The organism is Roseibium sp. AWQ4_254, assembly GCF_056161025.1.
The window spans coordinates 50,234-76,206 of record NZ_JBSWYH010000009.1 but is presented as its reverse complement, the minus strand read 5'-3'; the positions used below and the strand labels follow the sequence as shown (position 1 = coordinate 76,206).

At 58.0% G+C, this 25,973-nt stretch carries 25 protein-coding genes and 1 tRNA gene; 6 read left to right on the top strand and 20 right to left on the bottom strand.

Annotated features, from left to right (window positions below):
* Positions 1-108: 108 nt before the first annotated feature.
* From ACXAIC_RS08800 to gcvT, 7 genes are all read right to left on the bottom strand, one after another.
* Positions 109-543: a metallopeptidase family protein gene (locus ACXAIC_RS08800; protein WP_475176015.1), complete on the bottom strand. Its 435-nt coding sequence runs from the start codon at positions 541-543 to the stop codon at positions 109-111.
* A gap of 141 nt (positions 544-684) precedes the next feature.
* A complete protein-coding gene (locus tag ACXAIC_RS08795; RefSeq protein ID WP_475176010.1) occupies positions 685-939 on the bottom strand; it encodes a hypothetical protein in 255 nt (84 codons plus the stop codon).
* Entirely contained in the window at positions 936-1,460 is a 525-nt protein-coding gene (locus ACXAIC_RS08790; RefSeq protein WP_475176009.1) for a disulfide bond formation protein B, read from the bottom strand. Before ACXAIC_RS08790 ends, ACXAIC_RS08795 begins: the two co-directional genes overlap by 4 nt.
* 13 nt (positions 1,461-1,473) lie before the next feature.
* Entirely contained in the window at positions 1,474-2,052 is a 579-nt protein-coding gene (locus ACXAIC_RS08785) for a YqaA family protein (protein ID WP_475176006.1), read from the bottom strand.
* 165 nt (positions 2,053-2,217) lie between these two features.
* Complete coding sequence (gene gcvP, locus ACXAIC_RS08780) at positions 2,218-5,073, bottom strand: aminomethyl-transferring glycine dehydrogenase (protein ID WP_475176002.1); 2,856 nt, start codon at positions 5,071-5,073, stop codon at positions 2,218-2,220.
* Between the two features lie 15 nt (positions 5,074-5,088).
* The gene (gene gcvH / locus ACXAIC_RS08775; protein ID WP_475175997.1) at positions 5,089-5,454 is read right to left on the bottom strand and encodes a glycine cleavage system protein GcvH; all 366 of its coding nucleotides are present in this window, start codon (positions 5,452-5,454) and stop codon (positions 5,089-5,091) included.
* 17 nt (positions 5,455-5,471) lie between these two features.
* Positions 5,472-6,569 (bottom strand): glycine cleavage system aminomethyltransferase GcvT, encoded by a 1,098-nt coding sequence (gene gcvT / locus ACXAIC_RS08770; protein ID WP_475175994.1) that lies wholly within the window; start codon positions 6,567-6,569, stop codon positions 5,472-5,474.
* A gap of 318 nt (positions 6,570-6,887) precedes the next feature.
* On the opposite strand from gcvT, the gene ACXAIC_RS08765 reads away from it, so the two are divergent.
* Positions 6,888-7,508, top strand: a complete 621-nt coding sequence (locus ACXAIC_RS08765; RefSeq protein ID WP_475175991.1) for a helix-turn-helix domain-containing protein — start codon at positions 6,888-6,890, stop codon at positions 7,506-7,508.
* A 46-nt stretch (positions 7,509-7,554) separates the two neighbouring features.
* Here the strand turns inward: ACXAIC_RS08765 and speB are convergent, their stop codons facing one another.
* Positions 7,555-8,529 carry an agmatinase gene (gene speB, locus ACXAIC_RS08760; RefSeq protein ID WP_475175986.1) on the bottom strand — a complete coding sequence of 325 codons (975 nt, stop codon included), beginning with the start codon at positions 8,527-8,529 and terminating at the stop codon, positions 7,555-7,557.
* Positions 8,530-8,754: 225 nt separating this feature from the next.
* Positions 8,755-9,327 (bottom strand): YceI family protein, encoded by a 573-nt coding sequence (locus tag ACXAIC_RS08755; RefSeq protein ID WP_475175981.1) that lies wholly within the window; start codon positions 9,325-9,327, stop codon positions 8,755-8,757.
* A 909-nt stretch (positions 9,328-10,236) separates the two neighbouring features.
* Here ACXAIC_RS08755 and ACXAIC_RS08750 point away from each other — a divergent pair.
* The 3 genes from ACXAIC_RS08750 to ACXAIC_RS08740 are packed head-to-tail and all read left to right on the top strand — an operon-like array spanning position 10,237 to position 13,417.
* On the top strand, positions 10,237-11,289 hold the full coding sequence (locus ACXAIC_RS08750; RefSeq protein ID WP_475175974.1) for a PP2C family protein-serine/threonine phosphatase: 1,053 nt from the start codon (positions 10,237-10,239) through the stop codon (positions 11,287-11,289).
* A 2-nt stretch (positions 11,290-11,291) separates the two neighbouring features.
* Positions 11,292-12,353 (top strand): serine/threonine-protein kinase, encoded by a 1,062-nt coding sequence (locus tag ACXAIC_RS08745; RefSeq protein WP_475175967.1) that lies wholly within the window; start codon positions 11,292-11,294, stop codon positions 12,351-12,353.
* Positions 12,350-13,417 (top strand): serine/threonine-protein kinase, encoded by a 1,068-nt coding sequence (locus ACXAIC_RS08740; protein ID WP_475175964.1) that lies wholly within the window; start codon positions 12,350-12,352, stop codon positions 13,415-13,417. Before ACXAIC_RS08745 ends, ACXAIC_RS08740 begins: the two co-directional genes overlap by 4 nt.
* A 190-nt stretch (positions 13,418-13,607) precedes the next feature.
* Here the strand turns inward: ACXAIC_RS08740 and ACXAIC_RS08735 are convergent.
* A tRNA-Leu gene (locus tag ACXAIC_RS08735) sits at positions 13,608-13,692 on the bottom strand.
* Between the two features lie 403 nt (positions 13,693-14,095).
* Between ACXAIC_RS08735 and ACXAIC_RS08730 the strand changes: the two genes are divergently transcribed.
* A complete protein-coding gene (locus tag ACXAIC_RS08730) occupies positions 14,096-15,661 on the top strand; it encodes a CYTH and CHAD domain-containing protein (RefSeq protein WP_475175958.1) in 1,566 nt (521 codons plus the stop codon).
* A 180-nt stretch (positions 15,662-15,841) separates the two neighbouring features.
* Here the strand turns inward: ACXAIC_RS08730 and ACXAIC_RS08725 are convergent, their stop codons facing one another.
* Both ACXAIC_RS08725 and ACXAIC_RS08720 read right to left on the bottom strand, forming a co-directional pair.
* On the bottom strand, positions 15,842-17,203 hold the full coding sequence (locus ACXAIC_RS08725; protein ID WP_475175953.1) for an ArsB/NhaD family transporter: 1,362 nt from the start codon (positions 17,201-17,203) through the stop codon (positions 15,842-15,844).
* Between the two features lie 40 nt (positions 17,204-17,243).
* Positions 17,244-17,732: a CBS domain-containing protein gene (locus ACXAIC_RS08720; protein ID WP_475175948.1), complete on the bottom strand. Its 489-nt coding sequence runs from the start codon at positions 17,730-17,732 to the stop codon at positions 17,244-17,246.
* 69 nt (positions 17,733-17,801) lie between these two features.
* On the opposite strand from ACXAIC_RS08720, the gene ACXAIC_RS08715 reads away from it, so the two are divergent.
* A complete protein-coding gene (locus ACXAIC_RS08715; protein ID WP_475175945.1) occupies positions 17,802-17,978 on the top strand; it encodes a hypothetical protein in 177 nt (58 codons plus the stop codon).
* 76 nt (positions 17,979-18,054) lie between these two features.
* On the opposite strand, the gene ACXAIC_RS08710 is transcribed toward ACXAIC_RS08715, so the two are convergent.
* From ACXAIC_RS08710 to ACXAIC_RS08675, 8 genes are all read right to left on the bottom strand, one after another.
* Positions 18,055-19,161, bottom strand: a complete 1,107-nt coding sequence (locus ACXAIC_RS08710) for an ABC transporter ATP-binding protein (protein WP_475175941.1) — start codon at positions 19,159-19,161, stop codon at positions 18,055-18,057.
* A gap of 4 nt (positions 19,162-19,165) precedes the next feature.
* The gene (locus ACXAIC_RS08705) at positions 19,166-19,948 is read right to left on the bottom strand and encodes an ABC transporter permease (RefSeq protein ID WP_475175937.1); all 783 of its coding nucleotides are present in this window, start codon (positions 19,946-19,948) and stop codon (positions 19,166-19,168) included.
* On the bottom strand, positions 19,945-20,952 hold the full coding sequence (locus ACXAIC_RS08700) for an ABC transporter permease (RefSeq protein WP_475175932.1): 1,008 nt from the start codon (positions 20,950-20,952) through the stop codon (positions 19,945-19,947). The genes ACXAIC_RS08705 and ACXAIC_RS08700 overlap by 4 nt, the downstream gene beginning before the upstream one ends.
* A 130-nt stretch (positions 20,953-21,082) precedes the next feature.
* The gene (locus tag ACXAIC_RS08695) at positions 21,083-22,189 is read right to left on the bottom strand and encodes an ABC transporter substrate-binding protein (protein ID WP_475175930.1); all 1,107 of its coding nucleotides are present in this window, start codon (positions 22,187-22,189) and stop codon (positions 21,083-21,085) included.
* 72 nt (positions 22,190-22,261) lie between these two features.
* Positions 22,262-23,374, bottom strand: coding sequence for an NAD/NADP octopine/nopaline dehydrogenase family protein (locus ACXAIC_RS08690; RefSeq protein WP_475175926.1), 1,113 nt, complete (start codon positions 23,372-23,374; stop codon positions 22,262-22,264).
* Positions 23,371-23,955 carry a peroxidase-related enzyme gene (locus tag ACXAIC_RS08685; RefSeq protein WP_475175923.1) on the bottom strand — a complete coding sequence of 195 codons (585 nt, stop codon included), beginning with the start codon at positions 23,953-23,955 and terminating at the stop codon, positions 23,371-23,373. The genes ACXAIC_RS08690 and ACXAIC_RS08685 overlap by 4 nt, the downstream gene beginning before the upstream one ends.
* Positions 23,952-24,449, bottom strand: coding sequence for a hypothetical protein (locus tag ACXAIC_RS08680; RefSeq protein ID WP_475175920.1), 498 nt, complete (start codon positions 24,447-24,449; stop codon positions 23,952-23,954). Before ACXAIC_RS08680 ends, ACXAIC_RS08685 begins: the two co-directional genes overlap by 4 nt.
* The gene (locus ACXAIC_RS08675) at positions 24,446-25,933 is read right to left on the bottom strand and encodes an NAD(P)-binding domain-containing protein (RefSeq protein ID WP_475175918.1); all 1,488 of its coding nucleotides are present in this window, start codon (positions 25,931-25,933) and stop codon (positions 24,446-24,448) included. Before ACXAIC_RS08675 ends, ACXAIC_RS08680 begins: the two co-directional genes overlap by 4 nt.
* Between the last annotated feature and the right edge of the window lie 40 nt (positions 25,934-25,973).

Sequence of the window (25,973 nt, the reverse complement as noted above, 5' to 3'; positions counted from 1 at the left end):
GGATCTTCAAAGCACATCGCGTTCAATCGGATTTTCTATCGCGCCCTGAATTCAGAGATTTCAACGCAAACGGAAAAAGAGATTGATCTTGAAAAAACGCGGTGCGCCTTAAAGATCCGCAGCGGCCTCAATGCGCTCCATGTCCTGATCGGACAGTCCGAAGTGATGGCCGATCTCATGGATCAGCACATGGGCAACCACATCCCCCAGGGATTCGTCCATGGCCGCCCAATAATCCAGAATGGGCCTGCGGAACAGCCAGATGCGGTTGGGCATCTGGCCGGTAAACTGCGCATCACCGCCCTGGGCCAATCCCTGGCCTTCAAACAGACCCAACAGATCGTGCGGATCTTCGATGGACAGGGCATCCAGAACATCATCCGGCGCATAGTCGGCCAGGCTAACCTGGATATGGCCACAGCGCAGAAGCACATCATCCGGCAGGCCGGACAGCACTTCGCTTGCCATCTCCTCGAAATCGGACAGCTCTGGAGCCTTGCGGTCCGACCAGCCACTGCGGCTGATCGGTCGGACGGATGCCATGGGTCTCTGCCTTGGTCTTGAAGCGGGCGCGTTTGGTTCAAGCTCAATCAGGTTTGCTTTGGCGTTGAAATCTCCGGTTTCAAACGGCGGAAGGCAAATCCGACGGCCTGTAGCCTGCTCTTAAAATGAACGTCACAATGCCTAAAGATACGTGGCGGCCAGATAGATCAGCAGCCCCAGGGCAAAGATCACACCGGCGGTCCGGCCGATCCGGGTTCCCCATACCTCTATCTGATCGTCCTGATCCTTGTCGGCGCCCCTCAAATGCGAGCTAGCCCTGTCGGCCATACGCCGAAAGCTCGAACTGCCGAGCGATTCACTTTCCGCCTGCACCCTGTGAATCGCCCTCAGCGCTTCTGCGCGCCGCTGATCATCCAGCTGTTTCTTTCTGCTCATCCGGCTAAAGTGGACCTGTTCCACCTCTGTTTCAACAGGAGAGCGGCAAACAGGCTCAAAACGGCCAGTCCTGCGGACGCAACAGCATTCCATCCGGCAAAGGAAAGACCAGCCAGGCGCCAGCTGGCTTCCGTGCAACTGACAACCCGCGTATTCTGCAGTGCCTGCAGCATATTGGCCGCAGAGGCCGGGGCTGCCGTGCCCCCGCCGCAGTCACTTGGGCCCGCCCAGAACTGCCACTCGGCTCCGGCCTGATAGACCCCAAGCCCCGCGCCATACGCAAAGACGGCTGCCACCGCCAGAAGGATGAGCAGGGCCAGCCGCGCACGCCCCTGCGCCATCAGCATCAGGGCAATTGCCGTCAACGGCAATCCGGCATAATACGGCACACGCTGTTCCAGGCACAATTTGCAAGGCACATAGCCGCCAAACAGCTGGAACCCCCAGGCTGTTGCAATCACCGCAAGCCCGCCAAACAGGACAAGACCGGAAAGGCTGCTCGCCAGACGCTCTTGGGTCATCGGGTTTCCTTCATCACAGATAGCGCAGCAGAACAAATCCGCCGACCAGCAACACGACGAAAAGGGTGAACATGAGACCGAGCCGCTTTTCGATAAAGTCCTTGATCGGCGGTCCGAAAAAATACAGCAACCCGGCGACCACAAAGAAGCGCAGCCCCCGGGACACGATGCTGGCCAGAATGAAGACCGGCAGGCTGAGCCCGGCCACTCCGGAGGCGATGGTGATCACCTTATAGGGAAAGGGGGTCAGACCGGCGATAAAGACAAACCACCAGCCCCAATGGTTGAAGACGGCGCTGAACTCGTCAAACTTGTCCATCTTGCCGTAGAAGGTGAGGATCGGTTCCGCCATCTGTTCGAACAGGAACATGCCGATGAGATAGCCGAGCACGCCTCCCAGCACGGACGTGACCGTGCACAGCAGAGCATACCACCAGGCCCGCTCGCGCCGTGCGATCACCATGGGGATCAGCAGAATGTCCGGCGGGATCGGAAAGAACGAACTTTCAACGAAAGAAACGGAGCCTAGCGCGGCAGGTGCACGGGGTCCGGCGGCAAGGGACAAGGCCCAGTCATAGAGGCGTCTGATCATGGCAAATCCGTTAGAGCATCTCGCCCGCCAGGGCAAGGAAAACTCTGCCGTCAAACGCCTGTCGCACCCCTTTGCCGAAAGTTCGTGCAGCCCACAGTCCGGCATTTATAGCCCTGAACCTGGCCGGGCGGGAAAGGTGGCGCCACAGGCGCCACCCGGACCTTTCTATTCTGCCGCCTCGGCATAGTCCGACATGGGCGGACAGGTGCAGATCAGATTGCGGTCGCCATACGCATTGTCGATGCGGTTGACCGGCACCCAGTATTTGTCGACATCCAGCGACCCTGCCGGATAACACGCCTTTTCCCTGCTGTAGGGCCGGTCCCAGTCCCCAACCAGATCAGCGACAGTATGCGGCGCATTCTTCAGTGGGTTGTTCTCAGGATCAATCTTGCCGTCGATGATTTCCTGGGCTTCGGCCCGGATGGACAGCATGGCGTCGCAGAACCGGTCCAGCTCCGCCTTCGGCTCGGATTCCGTCGGCTCCACCATCAGCGTGCCGGCCACAGGCCAGGACATGGTGGGTGCATGAAAACCGCTATCCATGAGACGCTTAGCAATGTCTTCGACAGTCACCCCGGCGCTGTCGGCCAGCGGACGGGTGTCAAGAATGCACTCATGGGCCACCCGCCCGGTTTCGGACGTATAGAGAATGCCATAAGCGTCCTTGAGGCGGGCGGCGATGTAATTGGCATTCAGGATCGCGACCTTGGTGGCCTGGGTGAGCCCCGGCCCGCCCATCAGCAGGACATAGGCCCAGCTGACCGGCAGGATTGACGGTGACCCGAACGGCGCTGCCGAGACCGGACCAACCGCCGAACCATATTCCGGATGGCCGGGAAGAAAAGGTTCCAAATGGGCCTTGACGCCAATCGGCCCCATGCCCGGCCCGCCGCCCCCGTGGGGAATGCAGAAAGTCTTGTGCAGGTTGAGATGGCTGACATCACCGCCGATCTCGCCGGGCTGCGACAGACCGACCATGGCGTTCATATTGGCCCCGTCGATATAGACCTGGCCGCCATGGTCGTGGGTGATCCGGCACACCTCCTGCACGGTTTCCTCAAACACCCCGTGGGTGGAGGGATAGGTGATCATGCAAGCTGCAAGATTTTCGGAATAGGTTTCCGCCTTTGCCCGGAAATCCTCCAGATCGATATCGCCCTTGTCGTCCGATTTGACCGGAATGACCTTATAGCCAACCATCTGGGCCGAAGCCGGATTGGTGCCGTGGGCCGAGGTCGGAATGAGGCAGATGTCCCGGTGCCCGTCGCCGCGCGCCTGGTGGTAGTTGCGGATCGTCAGCAGCCCCGCATATTCCCCTTGCGCGCCGGAATTGGGCTGCTGGCTGATCGCATCATAGCCGGTGATGCGGCACAGCTTGTCATTGAGATCGGCAATCATCTCGTGATAGCCACCGGCTTGATCCTCCGGAACGAAGGGATGCAGGCTGGCAAATTCCGGCCAGGTGACCGGGATCATCTCAATCGTCGCATTCAGCTTCATGGTGCAGGAACCGAGCGGGATCATCGCCCGGTCAAGCGCCAGGTCCCGGTCCGCCAGACGGCGCATGTAGCGTGTCATTTCCGCTTCGGCCCGGTTCATGTGGAAGATCGGATGGGTCAGGTAGGCGCTTTCACGCAAAGCATGCTGCGGCAAGCGGTAGTCGCTCTTCATCTTGCGTTCATCCAGCATGTCGCCGCCAAAGGCGCGCCAGACCGCTTCGATGGTTTCCCGGCGGGTCTGCTCATCCAGCGAAATGCCGATTTTCGTCTCGCCGACCTTGCGCAGGTTGATGCCATTGGCAACCGCCGCATTCAGGACAACGCCCTGAAGCGCACCCACCTCAACCGTAATCGTGTCGAAAAACACCTCCGGCTCCACCTTGAAGCCAAGGGATTCCAGACCCGTGGCCAGGCGGGACGTCTTGCGGTGCACCGACTGGGCAATTGCCTTGATGCCGTCCGGGCCATGATAGACCGCATACATGGAGGCAATCACCGCAAGCAGGGCCTGGGCCGTGCAGACGTTGGAATTCGCCTTTTCACGGCGGATATGCTGCTCACGGGTCTGAAGCGCCAGCCGGTAGGCCTTCTTGCCCCGGCTGTCCACGGACACGCCGATGATCCGGCCTGGCATGCTGCGCTTCAGGGCATCCCGGCAGGCCATATAGGCCGCATGCGGGCCGCCATAGCCCATCGGCACCCCAAAGCGTTGTGTGGAGCCGACGGCAATATCCGCCCCCATTTCCCCCGGGGACTTCAGCAGCGCCAGAGCCAGCGGATCAGCCGCCACAATGGCCAGCGCCTTATGGGCATGAAGCGCTGCGATCACATCGGTGAAGTCACGCACATGGCCATAGGTGCCCGGATACTGGAAAATCGCGCCGAAGACAGTCTCCGGGTCCAGCATGTCCGGATCGCCGACAATCACCTCAATCCCCAATGGCTCGGCCCGGGTTTCGATGACGGCGATGGTCTGCGGATGGCAATTGGTGTCCACAAAGAACGCCGCCGCCTTGGACTTGGCAGAGCGCTTGGCCATGGTCATGGCCTCGGCCGCCGCCGTGCTTTCATCCAGCAGAGACGCATTGGCAATGTCGAGACCAGTCAGGTCGGACACCATGGTCTGGAAGTTCAGCAGCGCTTCCAGCCGCCCCTGGGAGATTTCCGGTTGATAGGGCGTATAGGCCGTATACCAGGCCGGGTTTTCCAGAATGTTGCGCAGGATCGGCGCCGGAGTGGTCGTGCCGTAATAGCCCTGGCCGATCAGGGAGGTCAGCACCTTGTTCTTGCCAGCGACCTCTTTCATATGGAACAGCGCATCACGTTCCGACAGGCCCGGTCCACCCCAGTCGAGCGGCTCCTGCTGGCGGATCGCCGCAGGAACAGTTGCATCAATCAGCGCATCGAGACTGTCAAAGCCGATCAGCTTCAGCATCTCGTCCATCTCGGAAGGAGACGGGCCGATATGGCGTCGGTTGGCAAAGTCATAGGCCTGGTAGGTGGTAAGTTCGAAAGCCATCTGCAGCCCTTTCCGTTAGCCGATAAACGCCTTGTAGCCATCCAGATCCATGAGACCGGAGACCTGGTCCGGGGCCGACAGCCTGATCTTGTAGAGCCAGCCCTCCCCTTCCGGGCTTTCGTTCAACAGCGCCGGATTGTCGGCCAATGCCGTATTCACCTCGGTGATCTCGCCATCCACCGGGGCATAGATTTCCGAAGCGGCTTTGACCGATTCCACGACGCCGATTTCATCCGCCTTGGCAAACGTGTCGCCTGCGTCTTTCTGTTCCACATAAACGATGTCACCCAGCTGTTCAGCCGCATGGGCCGTGATGCCGACCGTCGCCGTGTCGCCGGCAACGGTGATCCATTCGTGCTCTTCGGAAAAATAGGTGGTCATGGTGGTCTCTCTCGGGTTTAGCGCTTGTAATTCTGCTGCACGAAGGGCAGCGGGACAATTTCGGCCGGCTGGGTCTTGCCCCGGATGATCAGGTCGACTTTGGTTCCCGCATCCGCAAAGGCCGCCTCCACATAGCCCATGGCCACCGGGCCACCGGCCGTCGGGCCGAAGCCGCCGGAGGTGATTACACCGATATCAGCCCCGCCCGCGCCCGCAACGCGCACGCCCTGGCGTGCCGGTGCACGGCCGTCCGGCCGGATGCCGACAAGTTTGCGCGACGGTCCGCTGGCAATCTCACGCTGAATGCGGCTTGCCCCCGGAAAACCGCCCTCTTCGCGCCGCCGCTTCTGGATCGCCCAGGTAAGAGAGGCTTCCACCGGTGATGTCCCGGGGCCGATATCATTGCCGTAAAGGCACAGACCCGCTTCCAGGCGCAAACTGTCGCGCGCGCCCAGCCCTGCCGCTTCACAGGCTTCATGGGCCAGAAACGCGCGGGAAATCTTCAGAGCCTGGTCTTGCGGAATCGAGATTTCAAACCCGTCTTCCCCGGTATAGCCAAGCCGCGAGATCCGGCAGTCCGCGCCCAGAATGTCGCCGGTCATGGTTTCCATGAAAGTGAGGTCCCGCACGGCCGGACACAGGCTACCAACCACCTCTTCTGCCATCGGGCCCTGAACGGCCACCAGCGCCCGGTCGAATATCTCCGTCACCTCAACCCCGTCCAGATGGGCCGCCATATGGGGAATGTCCTGATGGCGCATGGAGGCGTTGACGACCACAAAGAAATGATCGCCCCCATTGGAGACGATCAGGTCATCCATGATGCCACCTGCCTCATTGGTGAAGAAGCCGTAGCGGGCCTTGCCCTCTTTCAGCGTGGCAAACGCCTGCGGGCACAGGGCTTCAAGCTTCTGGCCAACATCCTGCCCGCGCAGGATCACCTGGCCCATATGGCTGACATCGAACAGCGCGGCCTTTTCGCGGCACTGCTTGTGCTCGCCCATGATGCCGAGCGGATACTGCACCGGCATTTCCCAACCGGCAAAATCGACCATCTTGCCGCCAAGGTCCAGGTGAAGATCGTAAAGCGGTGTGCGTTTGGGGGCATCAGCCATGAGACCGGTCCTCTTGTGGTTCCAGCGGGGGCAGCGTGCTCAGACAGTCCGGATACGCCTCTCAGGGGCTCCTCCCCAAGTCTATCCTTTGGCGCCTCCTGCTGCCCATCCTGCGGATGGACAGTGCCTGTGGCCTCCACGGTCCGGCGCAGGGTATCACCCCGGCCTGCGTTCGCAAACGCCACAACGCTCCCTTAATCTGCAATTTGTTTCCTATAAGAAACTTTTCCATCATACGCAACGAAAGAATGCGTTTGAGAAATTTGACGCTGTTTGGCGGGTATGCGAAACAGCAGGCACGCAAAAGAAAGGCCGGACATGGACCCCGCTTCCCACAGCAGCCCCGTTTCCCAGACCGGCGAGGACGACCGCCCAGGCGCCAATGACGCAGGGCATCTGGGCAAGATGATCCGCGAAGCGCGCTTGCAGAAAGGCTGGACACTGGAAGAAGCGGGCAAGGCGGCCGGGATCGGCCGTTCAACCCTGTCCAAGATCGAAAACAGCCAGACCCGGCCGAGTTTCGACATTGTGCGCCGTCTGACCAAAGCCCTTGAGCTGAAGACACCACAGCTTTTTGTGCAATCGGGCCCCAGCGATATTTCCGGCCGCCGGGACGTAACCCTGTCCGGCGCGGGCGAGCTGCAGGAAACTCCGACCTACAGCCACGAGCTTTTGTGCACGGAGCTGACCAGCAAGCGCATGTTCCCCTATATCAGCACGATCAAGGCCCGGGACGTGTCTGAATTTGACGGCTGGATCCGGCACCGGGGCGAAGAATTCATGTATGTGATCAGCGGCGAGCTGACCTTCTTCACCGAGCATTACAAGCCCCTGCCCATGAAGGCTGGGGACAGCGTCTATTATGACAGCGGCATGGGTCATGGTTGCGTGTCCACCAGCACGGAGGATGCCAAGGTTCTCTGGGTGTCTTTGGATTAGAGCCAAGGCCCCGAACAGGCCGCCAGACGCCCCCGCCCTGCGTCTCTCAAGAAACCGTGCGCCGGTGATGAAAGATGAAGCCAAGGAAATTCAGCAGGATCTGCGCCGCCAGGATCTGGGTGCTCTGGCCCGGATCGTAATCCGGGGCCACTTCCACCAGATCAATCCCGGCGACCTGCCCTCTCTTGGCAAGGCCCTGCAACAATTCCAGAACGTCATAATAGAGAAACCCGCCATGGCTTGGCGTGCCGGTGCCCGGCGCAATGGACGGGCAGAAGGCGTCGATATCTATCGTTACATAATAGCGGGCGCCTTCAGGAATGCGGGCCAGCACAGCCTCAGGCCCCAGCTTGCGCACCTGGCGTACGGACAGGATATCCGAGCCCCGGGCGCGGGCGTCCTCATAGCCTTCTTTCGCCGTGGACGAGACATTGCGGATGCCAAGCTGGGTCATGCCGGACACATAATCCTTTTCAATCGCCCGGCGCATCGGGTTGCCATGACCGTCCGTCACCCCATGGCGCTCGTCAACAAAATCCAGATGCGCATCGATCTGCACCACATGAAGCGGGCCCTTCTTTGCACAATCGTCTGAAAAGGCATTGATGCAGGGAATGTTGACAGAATGATCACCGCCAATCACCACCGGCAGCGCGCCGGCGGTCAGGATCTTGCGCACCCCGTATTCGATATTGGCGTGGCTTTCTTCCGTTTTGGTGTGCACGATATCCGCATCGCCAATGTCAACGATCCGTACGTCTTTCCCGAGATAGGTGGCATCGTCCTCGTGGTCATAGGCGCCCGCATGTCCGAAGCTGAACAGGGTTGAGGCTTCGCGCACGGAGCGTGGCCCGAAACGGGCCCCCGAGCGGAACTGGCAACCGAAATCAAACGGCGCCCCAAGCACGGCCACGTCCGCGTCAATCGCATCCCAGTCGGCCACATAGTCCCGCTTGCCAAAGGTAGAAATACCGACAAAGGGCAGGTTCAACCGGCCCGTTTCATACCCATGCCCCGACATCTCCACACTCCTTTAAGCTGTTGGAGGATCGCCTTCCGGCCAGATCTGGAGAGTGGAATATTTTTGGGACTTTGGGAATGCGGAGACGCAGTGTATTGACGGGAAATCACGGTCTACCAGATTTGCCTCCCGCTGTCTGACAGCAGGATCAGCCCTCTTTGACGAGCGGACTGGGCAGACACAGGCGCCCCACCCGGCCAAAACCGGGAGAGGCTTTTGAAAAGATCAGCGCTTCAAAACCAGGGTAAACGTTACCGGAACGACCGGTGAGATGGAGTCCAGTCCTGCCAGTTTCTGCAGCTCATCCAGACCGGCCGTCAGTTCAAAATCCTCCGCAGACACCAGAACAGGCGCGGTGGTGGAGACCAAAACCTCATCGTCGCTCAAGCGCGCAATTTCCGCGTCGACGTCATACTCGACCTCCTGGCCGTGCAAGGTCACGGTGACCGGAAACTCCGCCTTTGCAACATCCCCAGCCTTCAGGCCTTCGAAGTCAGCCATGTTCAGCTTCGCCGCGATCCCGGCCGTCGGCATCTCAGCCACATTGAACAGAATTGTCTTCACGCGCTCGTTGCGGATGTCGATGCCCGTATCCACGGTCGCCAAATCCAGCACCAGCGCCGCAGTCCCGTCGTCTTCAACATTGCCGCTCAAGCCAGCAATCTTGTTCACCTCACCAGTGTCTCCATTCTTGATAGACACATAGGACAGGCTGGAACCTTCAGGTTGCACTGTCCAGGCCAGGGCCGGGCCCGCCATCGCGGACAGGAGGACAGACACCATCAAAAACCGTTTCATCGGGATACCCCTTCGCAGACCGAAAAAATCTTTCGCAAAATCAACTATGAAGCCGCAGTAGGACGGTATCGTGACGTAAATATGTCGGATCCCTCATCGGGCAAGGGGCCGCTCGAAAGGGTGTTGACAGCAAGTTGTCTGACAGGTTCTGGCCGTGGTCTCAAACCGGCCGCACACAAACGGGCAATCGCTGGGAAAGTTCACCGGCCGGCCGGATCTTGAAGCGGCCATGCGGGACAAGAGAGGGAAGCGAAAGGATTCGCTTGGACCATCCAAGCGCTCAAGCAGCCCACAGGCGATAGCGCAAAGGAAATGGTGCCCCCCGCCGGGGCGAAGAGAGAAAATCGAACTGGCCTTTCAGCGCAAAAAAGCCAATAATTTCAATTTACTGTTCGATGGAGCCTGAAAACCCGATCCGGGCTTTGTGTACCCATTTGAAGCTACCTGAGCAGTGTGGAGAAGGCAAGGAACGTCATCGCGTCCGACAAGCCGGGGCGCAACTCGGCACTGCAGATTCATTGCTCAGGGTTTTGGCGAAAAAGGTCGATGCCGGAGAGATTTGAACTCGGCGGTTTCGCTTGTTAGATATTGATCTTATTGAATTATTTTTGCCTTTTGTCCAGTTCTGTGTACCACCTTTGTGGTCCAGCGGAGCCGTCGAGTTTCATGGTCATTCTATGCAACAATTTCGACGATCACGTCACCCTTTGCACAGAGCTAGGTGAGGCGAGTGTGTCTTTTTGTGACTGTTGGATCTGTGAATTAAACAAACTCAGGAGATTTCTATTTTAGCTTGTATGGCGTGTCGCGATAAATTTTTGATTGCCATCTTGTGCATTGAAGGGAGCCCCAGTTGCAGCTAGGCTCCGCCGAACATGCTGAAATGTTTCCGGAACTGCTGGGGCTCGTGTGAATATCGCGCTTTTGGATCGTATTGAATATTTCTTGTCTCGTCTCGGGCACGGGAGGAGTCTGCAATCGGCGACAGGATTAGGAATCGGGTCATACATCGGGCCACGAGAGGATAATCAGGATCGTGTGGTCGTGTCGCATCTGAATCTTCCGTCTGGCGAGGTCATTGTTGTCGCAATGGTCTGCGATGGTATGGGAGGGATGAATTCAGGAGGCGAGGCGGCCGCAAGTGCAGCCAGCTGCTTTATTAGCAGCTTGATCGAGAACTATAGGCTTCCAAACAAAGAATTGGTGTCCCAAGCCGTCGCTTACGCCAACAATGAAGTCTTTAACCGCTTTCATGGAAGTGGTGGGACTACGCTCACCGCATTGGTTTCAAAGGGAAATAACGACATTTGGGTAGCTCATATCGGCGACAGCCGACTTTATGGCATCTCAAGTAGTAGAGAACTCGATCAACTCACTCGTGACGATACCCTTGGCGAGCACGTGCGAACTCCCTCAAATAAAGACGAAGATGTATTAGATAACCGGTTGCTTCAATTCGTTGGTATTGGAAGCTCAATTGAGCCCCATATTTTTAAGGTCAAGAACGATCAATTCTCAGGTTTTCTTCTGACTTCAGACGGGGCTCATAGCATTGGAAAGAAAGTACTGGAGGGAGTGACTAGGAATAGTGGCTCACCTGCAGAGTGCGTGCGTAAATTAATATTTGTAGCAGAGGCGGCTGGGGTTGAGGACAATTCCTCTGCAGTTTCTATCTCGCTCAAAGATTTTAACCCGGTACCCAAGTTCACAGATGGCCTTGAGGTTGTGATCTGGAGTGCGGGTGAAAAGGTCGAGATTTGGTTGGACCAGAACCAACAAGCAAACGATAGCAGTGAGGAGGATAGTCGTCCCCAAACTGAAAATACTTGGAAACCTGCCAAAGCGGAGCGACCGAAAAATAAAGTCCAGAGGAAAAAACCTAAAAACAAAGCTCCCGAAAAAGTCGAACCAGAAGTCAAACCTCAGCTCAATATTGAATTTGGTGGAGGTGACAAAGAATAATAATGGTGAATCTTCCCGATAGATATAGTAAAATTATTAAAAAACTTCCCGGCGGTGGGATGTCGGAAACATTGCAGTGTTTTGATAAAAACTTGGAAAGAAATGTTGTTGTCAAAGCGCTTAAAAACGGGATTGAAAAGCATCGTTTGATGGATGAATTGTCGGCGTTAGCTGATATTAGATCAAAACATGTCGTTCAAGTGTTCGATGTTATTCGCAATGGGGGAGAAATTGTCGGATTTGTAGAGGAGTATATTGACGGTGATGAGTTGTCGGCATTGCCTAATTCTGCCGACCCAGATGATGCGCTTAAAACTCTTTACTCAGTTATTTCGGGTATCGCAGATATTCACAGCCATGGTCGTGTTCATAGAGACATTAAACCGGGCAATATGAAGTTTGATGCTGGTGGGTCATTGAAAATTTTCGATTTTGGGCTGGCAAAGATTTCTGCAGAAGCCAAAACCGCCCAGCTATTCTTTACCCCGTTCTTTACTGCGCCTGAGGTTTTTGTCCCGGATAGCGATGGAAATTATAATTTCACCCAAGCGGTCGATGTTTTCGCTTTCGGTGTCACGGCATTGTGGTTGTTAAATGATGGTGATTTGCCTCCCAGCATGAAGCAAATACCGCCTATACTCCCCGTGCTGCCTTTCAATTCCGCCGCGATACAGCTGTCTGCGCAAATCGTAGAGTTATTAAATCGGTGTTTGAGTGCAAATCCAGCTGATCGCCCGACTGCGGGCGAGGTGAGGGATACGATAGCTAAGTATTTACTACGCGAGAAACATAGAATGCTTTTGACCCATAGTGGGCAAGGGTATGTAGTTGATGCTTCCAATAGGCAAGTAAGATTGAATTCTGGAGCTGACACCGTAAGTATTGCCTATAATGGTATGGAATTCGTCGTTACTCATGTAACTGGTCATGTCAGGCACAATAATGTGGCAATCAAGGTGGGTTACGTCCTGGAGGGGGCAGCGGTAATCGTGCTCGGCGATCCGGCGTCTAGAGGTCGCGTTTCAATTACGGCAGATATTTCGCATCCGGAGGTAATGAGTTGAGAGGACCGCTTTCCACTACTACACCCCCGCTCTCCGGCCGTTATTCAGCAAAAGAGTGGATAGGTGCGGGAGGTATGCAGAATGTCTACCTCGCTTTTGATGCTTTGTTTGAACGTAATGTCGCTCTAAAAACGCCAAAAGATGAGAGCGGTGCAGGGCGCTTTCAGAAGTCGGCGATTGTAAGCGCTAGGATAAATCATCAAAATGTCGCTAAGACGCTTGACTATTTTGAGGAAAGTGGACGGCCCTATCTAATAGAAGAGTTAGTCGGGGGGCAGGACCTTCAGTCTATACGAGATAAAGATCTTCCTTATCTTCCACCGTCAACCTGCGCAAGGATTCTACATCAACTAGCAATGGGATTAGCTGCGTCTCATGCCGCGGGTGTTGTTCATCGAGATCTGAAGCCTAGCAACATCATGGTTGTTGGCGGAGGGTTGTTCGAGGATGTGAAAATTACTGATTTTGGCATCGCAAAGATGGCTGAGGAGGAAATTGGCCAATGGGCTGGTGAGGGTGGGGGGGCGACATCCTCAAAGACCGTTCTTGGAGCCATTCCATATATGTCTCCCGAGGCTATCAATGACTTTAGCGTCGCCAAAAAAGCTTCCGATGTTTGGGCGATCGCTGCGATTGTCTATGAGCTTTTGGCTGGTGAGTTGCCGTTTGGGACGGGATTGAAATCAATTCCCAAAATCATCGATGCTGCACCACCAAAGAAACCGGGCAAACTAGACAAATCGCAGTTCAAAAATCTAGGTTCGCAGCTGTACGAAATTATTATCAAGTGCTTGGATAAAGACGAGAATAAGCGCCCAACGGCGACTGAGCTGGTCGCCCTTTGTGAGGGGCTTTGTTATAGCGTTAGTGGCTATAGTTTTGGGGTCATATCTCAACTGCACGGACACACAGGGCGCATCAGGGCGGATAGCGGTGAGACGCTCATGTACCATCCAACAAGCTTCTACGGACCTTCAAGTGTGCAACTGGGGAGTAGAGTTTGGTTCGGTCGGGGAAAAGGACAGCCGTGGGACCGCGCCTTTCCGATTGTGCAGGCGAGATAACGGGAACGAGAGATAGAGTTCTCTTTATCAATCATTCGCTCTGCAAAATCTGCAGATAGCTCTTCTGAATATTCTTTGCGCGTTTGTCTTGCGTATCTCAATACCAGCCCGATTTGTGTACCGGATTGTGTACCTCAGGGATCGCGCAAACGTTGAAATCGTTGATGTTTTTGGCTTTTAGGCTGATTTTTGGTGCCCCCCGCCGGAATCGAACCGGCACTCCCGAAGGAACGGGATTTTGAATCCCGCGCGTCTACCAGTTCCGCCAGAGGGGCAACTGACACCGGAGAGGGTGGGTATCATGGGTGTTTCGCCGATGCAAGCGATTGCTGCCTGACCGGCGGCGGAATCCACTGGCGGCGCAGACCCCTTGGGTGGGCGGAGTGCGCTAGTGTGGTGGAATTGAACAAGCCTGGTTTGCGCAGCGCGCGCCGGAACGTATTTCAATTCCGAAATCCACACTTGAAACATAGGCTGGCTAGTCACCCTCATGACTCTGAAGGTCGTTCTGAACCCGCTGGAAAATGAGACGAACTCCAGATCAGGTGACTGGGGTTCTGCCGCCTCCCCCGCCAGTCCCGCAACGGGTTTTCACCTCAACTGCTTAGCCTGCGAACGAAAGCGCAAATTGTGCGCTTTTTCTGGACAAGCTTTTGTGCCTTGGCTAGAAACGGATTCATGAGCAAATCAGCACGTGAAATCGAGCTCAAGCTCGAACTGGACCCAACGGTGCAGGACGCCATGAAGCAGTCCGGCACAATTGACGGCTTCACCGCCAGCCGGGCAGTGACCAGGACCTTGCAGTCGATCTATTTCGACACGCCAGACCAGGCTTTGCGCAAGGCGAAAGTCTCGTTGCGAGTGCGCAAGTCCGGCAAGAGCTGGGTGCAAACCGTCAAGATCGGCACCGGGGTTGTGGCCGGGCTGTCTTCTGCCGTGGAGGCGGAACATCCCGTGAAAGGCCGGGCGCTGGACTTCTCGGTGATTGAGGATCCGGAGGTGAGCAAGACCCTGGCCGGGATCATCGGCGACGCGCCCTTGTCCGAGTGTTTCGAGACGGTGATGAAACGCACCACCCGCCAGCTGACACGGAACAGCGACGGCGCGCATATCGAATTGGCGTTCGACACCGGTAACATTCTGGCAGGCACCGGCAGCCAGCCCCTTGTGGAGCTGGAAATGGAGCTGAAATCGGGACCAAGCCAGGCAATTTTCGAGGCTGCAAAAGCGCTTTTGAAGGATGTGCCCTTTCGCTTTTCGCCCTTTAGCAAGGCCGAACGCGGCTACCGGTTTGCCGAGGGCCAGCAGGCGGAAACACCCGCTCCGGTTTTTGCCGAGGCGGTCACCTTCACGCCGGGCACCAGCGTTGAACTGGCCCTGCGCGATGTCATGCGCTCCTGCCTGAAACAGATCTCGGAAAACCGAATAGCGGTTCTGGCGTGCGAGGACCCGGAAGGCCCGCACCAGCTGCGCGTCGGCCTCCGGCGCCTGCGCAGCGCCTTCCGCCTGTTCAAGCCCGTGCTGAACCCGGCAACCGCAGCGCCCCTGGACCAGATGGCCCGCACCATTGCCAATGAAGCCGGATCCATGCGGGATCTGGACGTTCTCGTAGACGAGATCGTGGCCCCGCTGATTGGCAAGGCCCCGGACAGCGTGCCCCTTGACGCGCTTGTGGATGCGCTGCGCGCCTCGCGCGGTGAAGACACCCGCAGCGCGGTTACCACGCACTTGCGCTCTGCCGAGGTCAACGGTTTCCTTCTGGACTTGGCCGCCTATACGGAAGGGCGCGGCTGGCTGGACCCGGAAAATTTCGGCCAGACCGGGCTGCTGGCCCAGCCAATCGAGGCCTTCTCCTCAAGCGCGCTTGCCAAACAGTGGAAGAAGGTTCTGGGCTACGGCAAACGCCTGGAAGAATTAACCATTCCCGAGCGCCATGACATGCGCAAGGCCATGAAGAAGATGCGCTACGGCATTGAGTTTTTCGGCAGCCTCTACCCCCCAGAGACGGTGAAGCCGTTTTTGAAACGGATGAAGAAGCTGCAGGATATTTTTGGCTATCTCAACGATGTGGCCATGGCCGAAAGCCTGCCGGAAAAATGCAAACTCCCCGCAGAGACCGCTCTGGCGGCCAGCCAGGCCATCGGCTTTGTCATCGGCTGGCACGAGGCCCAATGCCAGACCAAATGGCAGCACGCGAAAGGCTATTGGGACGCCACGCGCGAGACCCCGCGCTTCTGGGGGTAAGACCAACCTCATCTGAGCGAAGTTCTCTTCTGGCGTTCGACGGGAACACCAGACAATGCCATGATCGGTGCCGCCAGCGCGGCAGGAAAACGCAAAGAGGGCGCTGGAAGAACTCTCCAGCGCCCCCTTTTTAAGACTTTGAAACGGGTCGCGTTCCTATGGCTTAAAACCTGGTCTGCCTTAGAAATACCGCAGCCAGATATAGATGTTTCCGATCACCAGCGTCAGCAGCATGATCGGGAAAGCGTATTTCATGAAGGTGAGGAAGCCGATCGGCTGCTTTGCCTTTTCGGCAAAGGCGGCAACTGTGAGGTTGGCGCTTGCCCCCAGAAGGGTGCCGTTGCCCCCAAGGCAGGCGCCCAGGGCCAGCGACCACCACAACGGCTCGATGGCATGCGCGCCGAATGTGTCGGACGTTGCTTCGATCAGCGGGATCATGGTGGCCACAAAGGGAATGTTGTCGAGGATGGCCGACAGCAAACCGGAGGCCCAGAAGATCAGGAACGCCGTCCATTTCATATCGCCTGCGGTCACATGCAGAACGTATTCGGCGAACATTTCCAGAAGACCGACATTTTCCACGCCGGCCACGATGACGAACAGGCCGCCAAAGAACAGGATGGTCACCCACTCGACTTCGCCGAAAATGTGGTGCACGGATTCCGACTGGGCTTCTGCATCCTGGCCCCAATAGGCCAGCAGCATCAACAGCGCAGCTCCGGACAGCGCGGACGTGCCCGGCTGAATGCCATAGCTGTGGCCAAGCGTGAAGCCGAGAATGACGAGGGCCAATACGAACAGGGCTTTGACCATCAACCTTGCATCTGTGATGGCGCCGCTTTCATCGAATTCCATGATCCGCGCCCGGGCTTCCTGGGGAATTCCGGCCAGTTCCTTGCGGTTGAGGAAATAGACAATCACGGTCAGCACAACCAGACAGACAGCTGAGACCGGGGCGAGGTTCACCAGGAACTGGTTGAAGGAGAGCCCGGCGGCCGAGCCGATCAGGATGTTGGGCGGATCACCGATCAAGGTGGCGGTGCCACCGATATTGGAGGCCAGGATTTCCGCCAGGAAGAACGGGAAGACCCGGGTTTCCAGCGCTTCCGTGATCAACAGCGTGATCGGGGCGATCAGAAGAACCGTGGTCACGTTGTCCAGCAAGGCCGAGAAAACCGCCGTGATCAGCGTCAGCATGATCAGGATGCCGGTCGGATTGGCTTTCACCGACTTCGCCGCCTTGATGGCCACGAACTGGAACAGGCCGGACTTGGAGGTGATCGCAACGATCACCATCATACCGATCAGAAGCGCCAGGGTGTTGGCATCAACACCGGCCAGTGCCTGTTCCTGATTGAGAATGCCGAATATGACCATCAGCGATGCGCCAAGCATCGCAAGAATGGCACGGTTGAGTTTTTCCGTGATCAGCAGTGCGTAAACGATGACGAGGATGCCGGTCGCGAGCCAGAGGGGGGAAATGCCGATCAAATCTGCAACAGAGAACGCGTGCTCTCCGTGAGGCATGGAGTGTGTTGTCATAGGAGGGTCCGAGGGAGGAGAGTGTCCGCAGGAGGAAGGTTCAGTCGAGGACGTTGTCGAGGACGGAATTGGCGCTGACCGTGCCGACAAACCGCCAGCTTTCCGGTTCGACAAGCACAAGGTGCCGCTTGTAGTTATGGATCAGGAAAATCCCTTCCATCACCGGGGTGTCCGGCGCGGCCACGGGAATGTTGTCCGGGTTTGACAGGTTGTTGCCAACCCTGTCTTCCTTCAGCTGCGCAATGCGGGTATTGAAGTCTTCCTTGGTCAGGTTGAAGAAGCTGAGATTGCTCATCTGAAGACGGCCGGGCCCGGAGGAAAAGCCAAGAGCCGCCGCTTTCGGCAAGATCAGCTTCAACAAGGTCGGTGCGGAAAAGAGCCCGACATAGAGGCCATTTTCATCCACTGCCGGCAGAAACCGGGCCTTGCTGGCCTTGATGATCTCCAGCGCACTGGACACGCTTTCATCCGGATGAATCGTCTTCTGAATATGCGACGGTACCATCACATCGCGACAGGTCAGTCCCATCTCGTCCTTTCTCTATTTTCTTCGCCGGGCTGGTCGGCTCGTCCAAACAGAACCTGGCCAGGAGATGTCTTGCAAACCGGCCCGGACGCACCGGACCGCGGCGCCAAAGGTGCCCTCTCTATGATCCTTTCCCCGCGAAATTCAAGCAAAATCAGCCTTGAAACGGCCAATTCAAACCCCACATGGCAAGAAAAAGCACTCAAGATGCTGCACTGCCACAAAAAGCACGGCGAAACCACAACCTGAAGAATGGGCAGGCGGCGTCCGCACCTGGGCTGTGAGCGGCTCCCGGCGCAAAAACCGGCGGCAGCCCGGCGCAAGATCAGTCCCGTAAAACCGCCATGGCTTCCTGAGACCAGCTCGCCCAGACCTCCGCCTCCCCCAAGTCCCGCGCCTTTGATGTGTCTGTATAGGCGCGCAACAGGACATCGGGTGCCTCCGCCACACGCAAATCCAGCTCCATCCGGCTACCCTTGAAGGTTCGCCCGGTAATGTGAACCGGCACGGCGTTCTGTGCCGCTTCCGGCTTGTCCGCGGTCAGCATGAGCCCTTCCAGGCGGATTGAGGCGGCCACGTTCTGTCCCTCCTGAAGCCCGCCGGAGATCGGCGGGCGCCCGGCCAGCTTCAGCCCACGCCACGTCAACGTGACATCAGCCCCATTGACGGCATTTACCTGCCCTTCGATCAGATTGGTCTCGCCGACAAATTCGGCAACAAAGCGTGAGGACGGATGAAAATAAAGGTCTTCCGGAGTGCCGTCCTGCTCGACCACGCCCTTGTTCATCACCACGATCCGGTCGGACATGGTCAAGGCCTCGTCCTGATCATGGGTCACGAAAAAGAAGGTCTTGGAGGTGCGCCTCTGGATGGATTTCAGCTCCGTCTGGACCTGGCCGCGCAATTTGGCATCCAGCGCGCCCAAGGGCTCATCCAGCAGCAACAGCGCCGGGTCCGGCGCCAGCGCCCGGGCCAGAGCCACCCGCTGCCGCTGCCCGCCCGACAGCTGATCGGGCAGCCGGTCTGCCAGGGCGGTGAGTTCCAGAAACCCCATCAGATCGTCACAGCGCGCGGTGATCACCCGTTTGCCGAGCCCTTTCAGCTCCAGCCCGAAGGCAATGTTCCGGCGCACGGTCATATGGGGAAACAGGGCATAGTCCTGAAACACCATATTGACCTTGCGCCGGTTCGGCGGCAGCCGGGTGACATCTTCACCATTGACGATCACCCGGCCCGAGGTCGGCGTCTCAAACCCGCCGAGAATGCGCAAGGTGGTCGACTTGCCGCAGCCGGACGGACCGAGAAAGGTGACGAACTCGCCTTCTCGGATCGACAGGCTGAGGCTTTTAAGGGCCTGCGTGTCTCCAAAACTCTTGCTGACCCCCTCCAGCCGGACGATGTCTTGCGCAGAGCTGTTATGTATGTCTGGCATCTTGTTATCCTTTTTTCAGCCTGCGCATGGAGCGTTCCGCCCAGATCCCCAAAAGGGCGGTCAGAACAAGAACCACGGTTGAAATGGCATTGATTTCCGGAGACATGCCCGAGCGCAACTTGGCGAAGATCAGCACCGGCAGGGTCGGCTGATAGCCGCCCAGGAAGAAAGAGCGGACAAAGTCGTCAAAACTGATCAGCATGCAGAACACCCCACCACCGATCAGCGCCGGGCGCAGATAGGGCAGCACCACCCGGAGAAAGGCAATCAGCGGATCGGCCCCCAGATCCCGGGCCGCATCCAGATAGCTGGGCGGCAGCGTGCTTAGCCGGGCGGAGACGATCAGCACGACAAAGGGCACATTATGCACCGCGTGGCACCAGATGATGGCGCCGGTACCGGGAGGAATGCCCCAGAGCTGGGCATAGATCCGGAAGGAAATGGCCGAGATGATGCCCGGAATCAGAGCCGGCAGCAGCGTCAGCCCGTAAATCAGCCCCTTGCCGGCAAAACCGCGCCCGTTGAGCAGAACCGCAATCCAGACACCGACACACAGGGACACCAGGGTGGAGGCTATCCCGATCACCATGGAATAGCCGAAGGCGGTCATGACTTCAGTGTTTTCAAACACCCGCATGTACCAGTCCAGGGTCCAGGAGCGGATCGGAAAGCCGATAAACTTGGAATCCTTGAAACCCATCAGGACCATCAGCGCCAGAGGCACGAAGATATAAAGGACAAAGGCCCAATAGAGCATCGCCATGATCAGGCGGGTGTGGCGGGTCATCGGGGCGCTCCCTTCTGAAGCCGCGTCATCAGGCGGCCGAAGACCAAGCTAATGGCAAGGGCGGTGACAAACATCAGACAGGCAAAGGCCGCCCCCGTGGGCCATTCATCCCCGGCCGTATGGAAAAACCCGGCAATGGTCTGGGCGAAGACCGTGGTTGAAGGCCCGCCCAGCAAAATGGGGGTGGCGTAATAGCCGGTCGAAATCAGGAAAACGAGCGTACATCCGGACGACACCCCTTCCAGGGACAGCGGCAGAGTGACCCGCCAGAAGCGCGTCCAGGGCCCGGCCCCCAGATCCGCAGCGGCATCTGTATAGCTGCGCGGCAGTTTTTCCAGCGCCGAATAGAGGGGCAGCAGCATGTAGAGCGCACTCAGATAGATGATACCGACCGACAGGGAAAAGCCCGTATACATGAAGGGGATCGGACGGTCGATCAGGCCCGCCCACTTGAGCACCAGGTTCACGGCGCCATTGTTGCCCAAGAGGATCATGACGGCATAGGTGCGCACGATCTCGCCAACCCAGAACGGGATCAGCAGCAGCAGCAGAAACACCATCTGGTTGGAGCGTTTCACATGGCGGGCCAGAAAATAGGCGACCGGATAGGTCAGGATCAGGGTGGCCAGGGTCAGCGTCGCGGCAAAGAGCAGCGTGCGCAGAAACGGCATCAGGAAAATGGAACTGCCGAAAAACCGTGTGTAATTGTCCAGCGTGTAGTGATGCAGGTGGCCGGGCGCAACCGGATAGGCATCCACAAAGCTCACATAGAACATTTGGATCATGGGCCCGAGATGCTGGGTAAGCACCCAGATCACCGGGAAGGCCGCCAGAAGCGCGAATTGCCGTGTGGGCGAACTCAGCAGAAGAGCAGCAAAGGCCTGATAGACCCCTGCGCTGGAGACAGCGCCCCAAAAGCTCCGCCGGTCATGGCGCCCGTCTTGCCCGTCATCATCCTGCCGCAGGGAAGCGGCCGCCGGTCCAGGCGGAACTTTTCCTGACATTGATATTTCCTTTAAACAGACCGCAAATCTGATATCCGCCGCCGCGCAACAAGTCCTGTGCGCAGCGGCGCTGAATAAGACGGCCAATCCGTCAAAGGAGCCCCGCAAGTGGAGCTCCCTGCGGCAGTCCCTAGGCGGCCTTGACCTCTTCCACGGCCGGATCAACAAGATCGTATTTCATCTTGTTGGCTTCGGCGCGGAAAAATTTCAGATTGGCAATCTGATCTTCCGGGAAGCTTGTGGAGGCCTTTTCCGCATCCGTCAGAAATTGCGACGCGTCCTTGTAGGTGGAGATGAAACCCGAGGCCTTGGTCATCTCCGCCCCGATTTCCCCCGATGCCAGCAGCGCATTCAAGAACGTATAGGCATTGTCCGGGTTGGGGGCATTGTTGGCCACGTTATAAGTATAAACAAAGCCATAGCTGCCTTCCTTCGGAATGCTCATGGCGACCGGGAAACCGTCATTCATCAGGGCGGCAACCGGGCCGTTCCAGGCACAGGCGAGGGAGATGTCCTGATTGACGAACATCTGCTGCACCTCGGCGCCGCTGTCATAATATTTGCGCACCAGCGGTTTCTTATCGATCAGATAGTCTCGCGCTTCGGCAACAATCCGGGCTGCTTTTTCCGGGTCGTCCATATAGGCGACCATGTTGCCGTCATAGCCCATTTTCAGCATCACGATGGACATCATGTCCTGTAGCACATAGGCGGTCTGCCCGGCATATTTTTCAGAGAACAGCGTGTCCCAGGTTGCAGCATCCTCCGGCGACACCAGATCGGTGTTGTAGGCCAGAACCTCCATGCCGGACAGGATCGGCGCCCCCCATTTGTGGCCATTGATCGTCGCCCAGTCGCTTTCTGAATAGACCGGGTTGATATTGCCCCAGTTTGACAGACGGCCGGTGTCCAGCGGGGCCAGAAGGTCGCTGTCGATGAATTGCAGGAAGCGGTGACCGGCCACGGTCACGATGTCGACGGTCGGGTTCGCCGCTTCGGCCGCCAGCAGGTTGAACTGCTTACCCTGATCATCCACCAGACGAATGTTCACCTTGATGCCGGTCTCGTCTTCAAACTGTTTCTTGAACGCGTCGGGGACGAAATTGGCATAGGTCCAGATATTCACCTCCCCGCCAGCCGCCTGGGAGCGGCGCAAATAGGCTGGGGATGCCAGCACGGCTCCGGTGGCCGCAGCTGTTCCAAGAAAGGTTCTTCTGTTCAAAGTGAATTTGGTCATGTCGTTCTCCATGTTTCGCCTTGAGCCGGTTGTCCGGTCTTGCGGCGCAGTCCCCTCATCCGCCCGGTCAGGTCAGCCCTCACCGGCCGCTCCCGCCAAGTGGCCCCTCTGGGCCGCCCGGCACAAGTCCTCTAACGTCATCTTATCCAGTCCGAGGGCGGGAAGCAGATCGTTTTCAGCAAAAAAATCCCGTCCATACATGGCCGAGAAGATTTCGACCCCAGCCCGGTGGAGCCGGGCCGGGCATCCGGCCAGTTCGCCAAGGGCAACCGTCACGGCAAGGCCGAACGGCACATCCTCCGTCACATAGCGGCTGTCGGCGGTTGACGGCCCGGTGCCGCCCCGGCCCAGCTTGTCCATTTCCTGGTTCATCTCGCTGATGGAGGCCACCGGAACATGAAAGGACAGATGAAAATGCTCGAAAATCGTGCGGACCGGCAGCCCCAGCTTACGGGCAATGGCAAGGCGCTCCTCGTCCAGCGCCTCCAGCAGCCGCCCAACAGTCGGCGTGACATTCTCGCCCTGGCCCCAGGTTTCGCCCTTTTCCATGCGGGTCATGTTGGCCAGCGCAATGCCCATATGGTTCTGGGGATTGAGGTTGGACAGGCTGATGGCCAGAAGCCCGTCGCGCAGCTGAAACCGCTTCCCGAACATATGTTCACACAAGGATTGACCGGCAGCGACCGCGTTTTCCGGCAGCACGCACATGTCGACCAGAGAGCGCACCGTGTTGACCTGAACCTTTTCCGGCCCCTGTCTGCGCCCTGTGACCACCGTCGTGCCCCAGGCGATCACCGGCAGGCTAACGCCGCGCCGGGCCAGTGCATCGGCAAGATAAAGCGCTCCGAAAGAGGCATGTGAGGAAATCACCACCGGCTGATGATCCCGCAAATGGGGCACCAGGGCATCCATGACCGGTTTGTGACTATAGCCGGGAACCGCGATGAGAACCACATCATTGGCTGCAGCCAGCTCCTGGGCCGACACCGCAATAGCGGGCGAAAAGCTGAGTTCGACGGCCCCGGACGAGGTTAGCGTGCCCGTTTCCCGAAGGCCCGCCGTGCTTTTTCCGGAAGGCGACCAGAGCATCGGCGCATGCCCCAATTGATGCAACAGAGCTGACGTGCCGAAAGCGATCGAACCGGCGCCTGCAATCCCGACCTTGAGAGGTTTCTGGTCAATCATGAGGGCACCTTTCGTACCGGATCACCAAGCACATGCATAAGGCGATTGGCCCAGCCAAACAGGGCGGAGGACAGAATAAGATCGAGGATCTCGGCTTCGTCCAGACCTGCCGCCTTCAAGGCCGTTATCTGGTCCGGCGTGGCCTCCGGCGGGCTTTTCGACAGGCTATAGGCAAAGTCAAAAATCGCCCGGTCACGGGCAGAAAGATCCGCCTCTGTGCCTTTGGCAAAGAGCGCATCGGTCACTGCCGTATCCTTGGCAATCTGTACATGGCGGCTGGCATGGACAGCCGCGCAATAGATGCAGTGATTGACCATGGAGGCGGCAAGCGCGCCAAGCTCCCGTTCGTCCCGGGACAGTCCCCCCTTGTCATACATGATCGCGTTGAAGAGCGGCGAGCGGACTTTCAGCGTTTCAACATCATGGGCGAGCGTCAGCACATAGGCCGAGACCTTCGTGTTGGACGGGGTCACCTTCAGGGCGTCGAGCTGTTCGGGCGTTGCCTCGTCCAGCTTCACCGGCGCCACCCTTGGGCTCCACTCGGGAACGGTCCGGGTGAACTTGCGGATGACATCACTCATGCCCCCATCCCTTTCAGCAGCTGCAGGCCGGCAAAGACGCGGACTTGATAGGACATGAAGGCATTGATTTCACACAAGCGCACGATGTCCGCATCGCTCACCCCCTTGTCTTGCAGGGCCGTGATGTCCGCAGCTTCCACCTCCCGTGTCTTGGCTGTCACTTTGTCCATGAAGGCACACACATGGTCGAGGCCAAGCGCGCTGCCCGTCTCAGCAGGATCGGCGAGCTTCGCGATGTGCGGATCGCTGATCAGCGCCCTGTAGCGGTCAAAAAGGGCCAACGCCCCATTAAGCGCGGCCACCCTTGCGGACAACGCCGCCCGCAGATCAGGCGTCCAGCCGCCCGGGTCCTGAGGGGTTAAAACCGCCTCTTCCGTCTCCTGGGTCAGGGCCAGAATGTTGCCGCGCAAGTCAAGCGCATCCGACAGTGCTGCAGTGCGCGCTGGGGCCAACAGATCCAGCAAAGTGCTTTTTTCAGGACAGCCCGCGCTCATGACACTTCTCCTACCGGGTACGACGGCTGCTGCGGCAACGGGGTTGGCGTCCACTCAGATCCGTCCAGCTCGGGCTTGGAATAGTTCAAGAACCCTTGCCAATGCACCAGCGTATCTTCCCGGTAAAGTTGGGAGGCAATGGCCTTGGCCAGCCAGCTGGCCCCGTCAGAAATGCCCGGAATATCTCCGGAGACCTTGCCCAGACTGGCTGTTGCGCCGTAGTTGAAACAATAAACATTGGCGAGCCAGGGCGCGTTTCCACGTGTCTTTTCCCGGAAGGTGAAGTCCCCGTTCAGATAGGGAAACAGGCTGAGGTCCTCATTTTTTTCCTCATCCGGCGCCGTATAGACGTCCCGCCAAAGTTCGATTTCACGGGCCGCCGGGCCGAATTCGGACCGGGCCATGGGTTCAACGGAAAAGCCGGTTCCCAGAATGACAAAATCCGCCTCGTGGATGTTGTTCCCGCCGAGAAAAAGCGTCAGACCCCGGCCGGTCTCCTCAACTTTGGTCACGGGCAGATCGAAATGGAAATGTGCGTTCTTGTGCCGGGACACCCGCAAGGTGGACCCATGAGGCGGCGGCGTCTGGGTCGCGAAGGAATAATTCATGAATCGCCAGCGCCATTCATCAGACATGGCGCCGTAGCCTGCGGTGAAGCCATAGCTCCCGATGCCCATCATCTTGTTGATGGTCGGCATGTCCTTGCGCCGGATCAGGTGGCGCACTTCGGCCGCGCCATGTTCCAGCGCTTCGGCTGCATTGTCGACCGCCGAGGCGCCAACCCCGATCACCGCCACCTTCTTGTCCTTCAGCGCGGCAAAGTCGATCGGATCGGCACTATGGGCCCAATAGGTGCGGGAAACCCCTTCCATGAAACCGGGAATGTTCGGGATGCCCGTGCCATCCCGCCCAGTGGCCATCACAAGTTTGCGGGTCAGGATTGTCTTTTGTCCCGCCCCACTCACATGCAGGCGCAGCAGATCGCCCTCCGGCTCGATAAGATCCAGGGCGACACCATTTTCAACCGGAATGTTGAAGACCGCCCGGTACCACTTGAGATAGTCCATCCACATGGGCCGGGGGATCTTATCGAGCTCGTCCCAGGCTGCTGCCCCGAACTGGGCCCTGAACCAGGCCTGGAAGGTCAGGAGCCCATGGCCATAGGCCGGGCCGGTCAGGGTCTTGGGGGAGCGCAAGGTTTCCATTCTGGCGTAGGTCAGCCAGGGCCCTTCCAGACCTTCTGGGCTGCGGTCCAGCACCCGGATGTTGTCAATGCCACCCGTGCGCAGGGCCATCCAGGCGAGCAGACCGCACATGCCCCCGCCGATAATGACGACATCGCTCACGGCTTCCCCGCCAACTTCTCTTTGCGGCACCCAGGATTTTCCCGGCCAGCAAAGATAGGTCAGGCTCTCCCACAACCGTTCTTCCAGCACCGCAAGACCGGCGCCGTCCAGCGGAAAAGGGGAACTCGAGTCAGACATGATACAATCCTTCTTTCTCCGCGTCAGCGGTCCTGCCGGA

Coding starts and splice junctions, on each gene's coding strand:
- ACXAIC_RS08680 (WP_475175920.1), bottom strand. CDS start 24,449: ATGAGCGCGGGCTGTCCTGAAAAAAGCACTTTGCTGGATCTGTTGGCC.
- ACXAIC_RS08785 (WP_475176006.1), bottom strand. CDS start 2,052: ATGATCAGACGCCTCTATGACTGGGCCTTGTCCCTTGCCGCCGGACCC.
- ACXAIC_RS08790 (WP_475176009.1), bottom strand. CDS start 1,460: ATGACCCAAGAGCGTCTGGCGAGCAGCCTTTCCGGTCTTGTCCTGTTT.
- ACXAIC_RS08745 (WP_475175967.1), top strand. CDS start 11,292: ATGGTGAATCTTCCCGATAGATATAGTAAAATTATTAAAAAACTTCCC.
- speB (WP_475175986.1), bottom strand. CDS start 8,529: ATGTCGGGGCATGGGTATGAAACGGGCCGGTTGAACCTGCCCTTTGTC.
- ACXAIC_RS08765 (WP_475175991.1), top strand. CDS start 6,888: ATGGACCCCGCTTCCCACAGCAGCCCCGTTTCCCAGACCGGCGAGGAC.
- gcvT (WP_475175994.1), bottom strand. CDS start 6,569: ATGGCTGATGCCCCCAAACGCACACCGCTTTACGATCTTCACCTGGAC.
- ACXAIC_RS08795 (WP_475176010.1), bottom strand. CDS start 939: ATGAGCAGAAAGAAACAGCTGGATGATCAGCGGCGCGCAGAAGCGCTG.
- ACXAIC_RS08800 (WP_475176015.1), bottom strand. CDS start 543: ATGGCATCCGTCCGACCGATCAGCCGCAGTGGCTGGTCGGACCGCAAG.
- ACXAIC_RS08730 (WP_475175958.1), top strand. CDS start 14,096: ATGAGCAAATCAGCACGTGAAATCGAGCTCAAGCTCGAACTGGACCCA.
- ACXAIC_RS08755 (WP_475175981.1), bottom strand. CDS start 9,327: ATGAAACGGTTTTTGATGGTGTCTGTCCTCCTGTCCGCGATGGCGGGC.
- ACXAIC_RS08685 (WP_475175923.1), bottom strand. CDS start 23,955: ATGAGTGATGTCATCCGCAAGTTCACCCGGACCGTTCCCGAGTGGAGC.
- gcvP (WP_475176002.1), bottom strand. CDS start 5,073: ATGGCTTTCGAACTTACCACCTACCAGGCCTATGACTTTGCCAACCGA.
- ACXAIC_RS08700 (WP_475175932.1), bottom strand. CDS start 20,952: ATGTCAGGAAAAGTTCCGCCTGGACCGGCGGCCGCTTCCCTGCGGCAG.
- ACXAIC_RS08705 (WP_475175937.1), bottom strand. CDS start 19,948: ATGACCCGCCACACCCGCCTGATCATGGCGATGCTCTATTGGGCCTTT.
- gcvH (WP_475175997.1), bottom strand. CDS start 5,454: ATGACCACCTATTTTTCCGAAGAGCACGAATGGATCACCGTTGCCGGC.
- ACXAIC_RS08720 (WP_475175948.1), bottom strand. CDS start 17,732: ATGGGACTGACCTGTCGCGATGTGATGGTACCGTCGCATATTCAGAAG.
- ACXAIC_RS08725 (WP_475175953.1), bottom strand. CDS start 17,203: ATGACAACACACTCCATGCCTCACGGAGAGCACGCGTTCTCTGTTGCA.
- ACXAIC_RS08690 (WP_475175926.1), bottom strand. CDS start 23,374: ATGATTGACCAGAAACCTCTCAAGGTCGGGATTGCAGGCGCCGGTTCG.
- ACXAIC_RS08675 (WP_475175918.1), bottom strand. CDS start 25,933: ATGTCTGACTCGAGTTCCCCTTTTCCGCTGGACGGCGCCGGTCTTGCG.
- ACXAIC_RS08710 (WP_475175941.1), bottom strand. CDS start 19,161: ATGCCAGACATACATAACAGCTCTGCGCAAGACATCGTCCGGCTGGAG.
- ACXAIC_RS08695 (WP_475175930.1), bottom strand. CDS start 22,189: ATGACCAAATTCACTTTGAACAGAAGAACCTTTCTTGGAACAGCTGCG.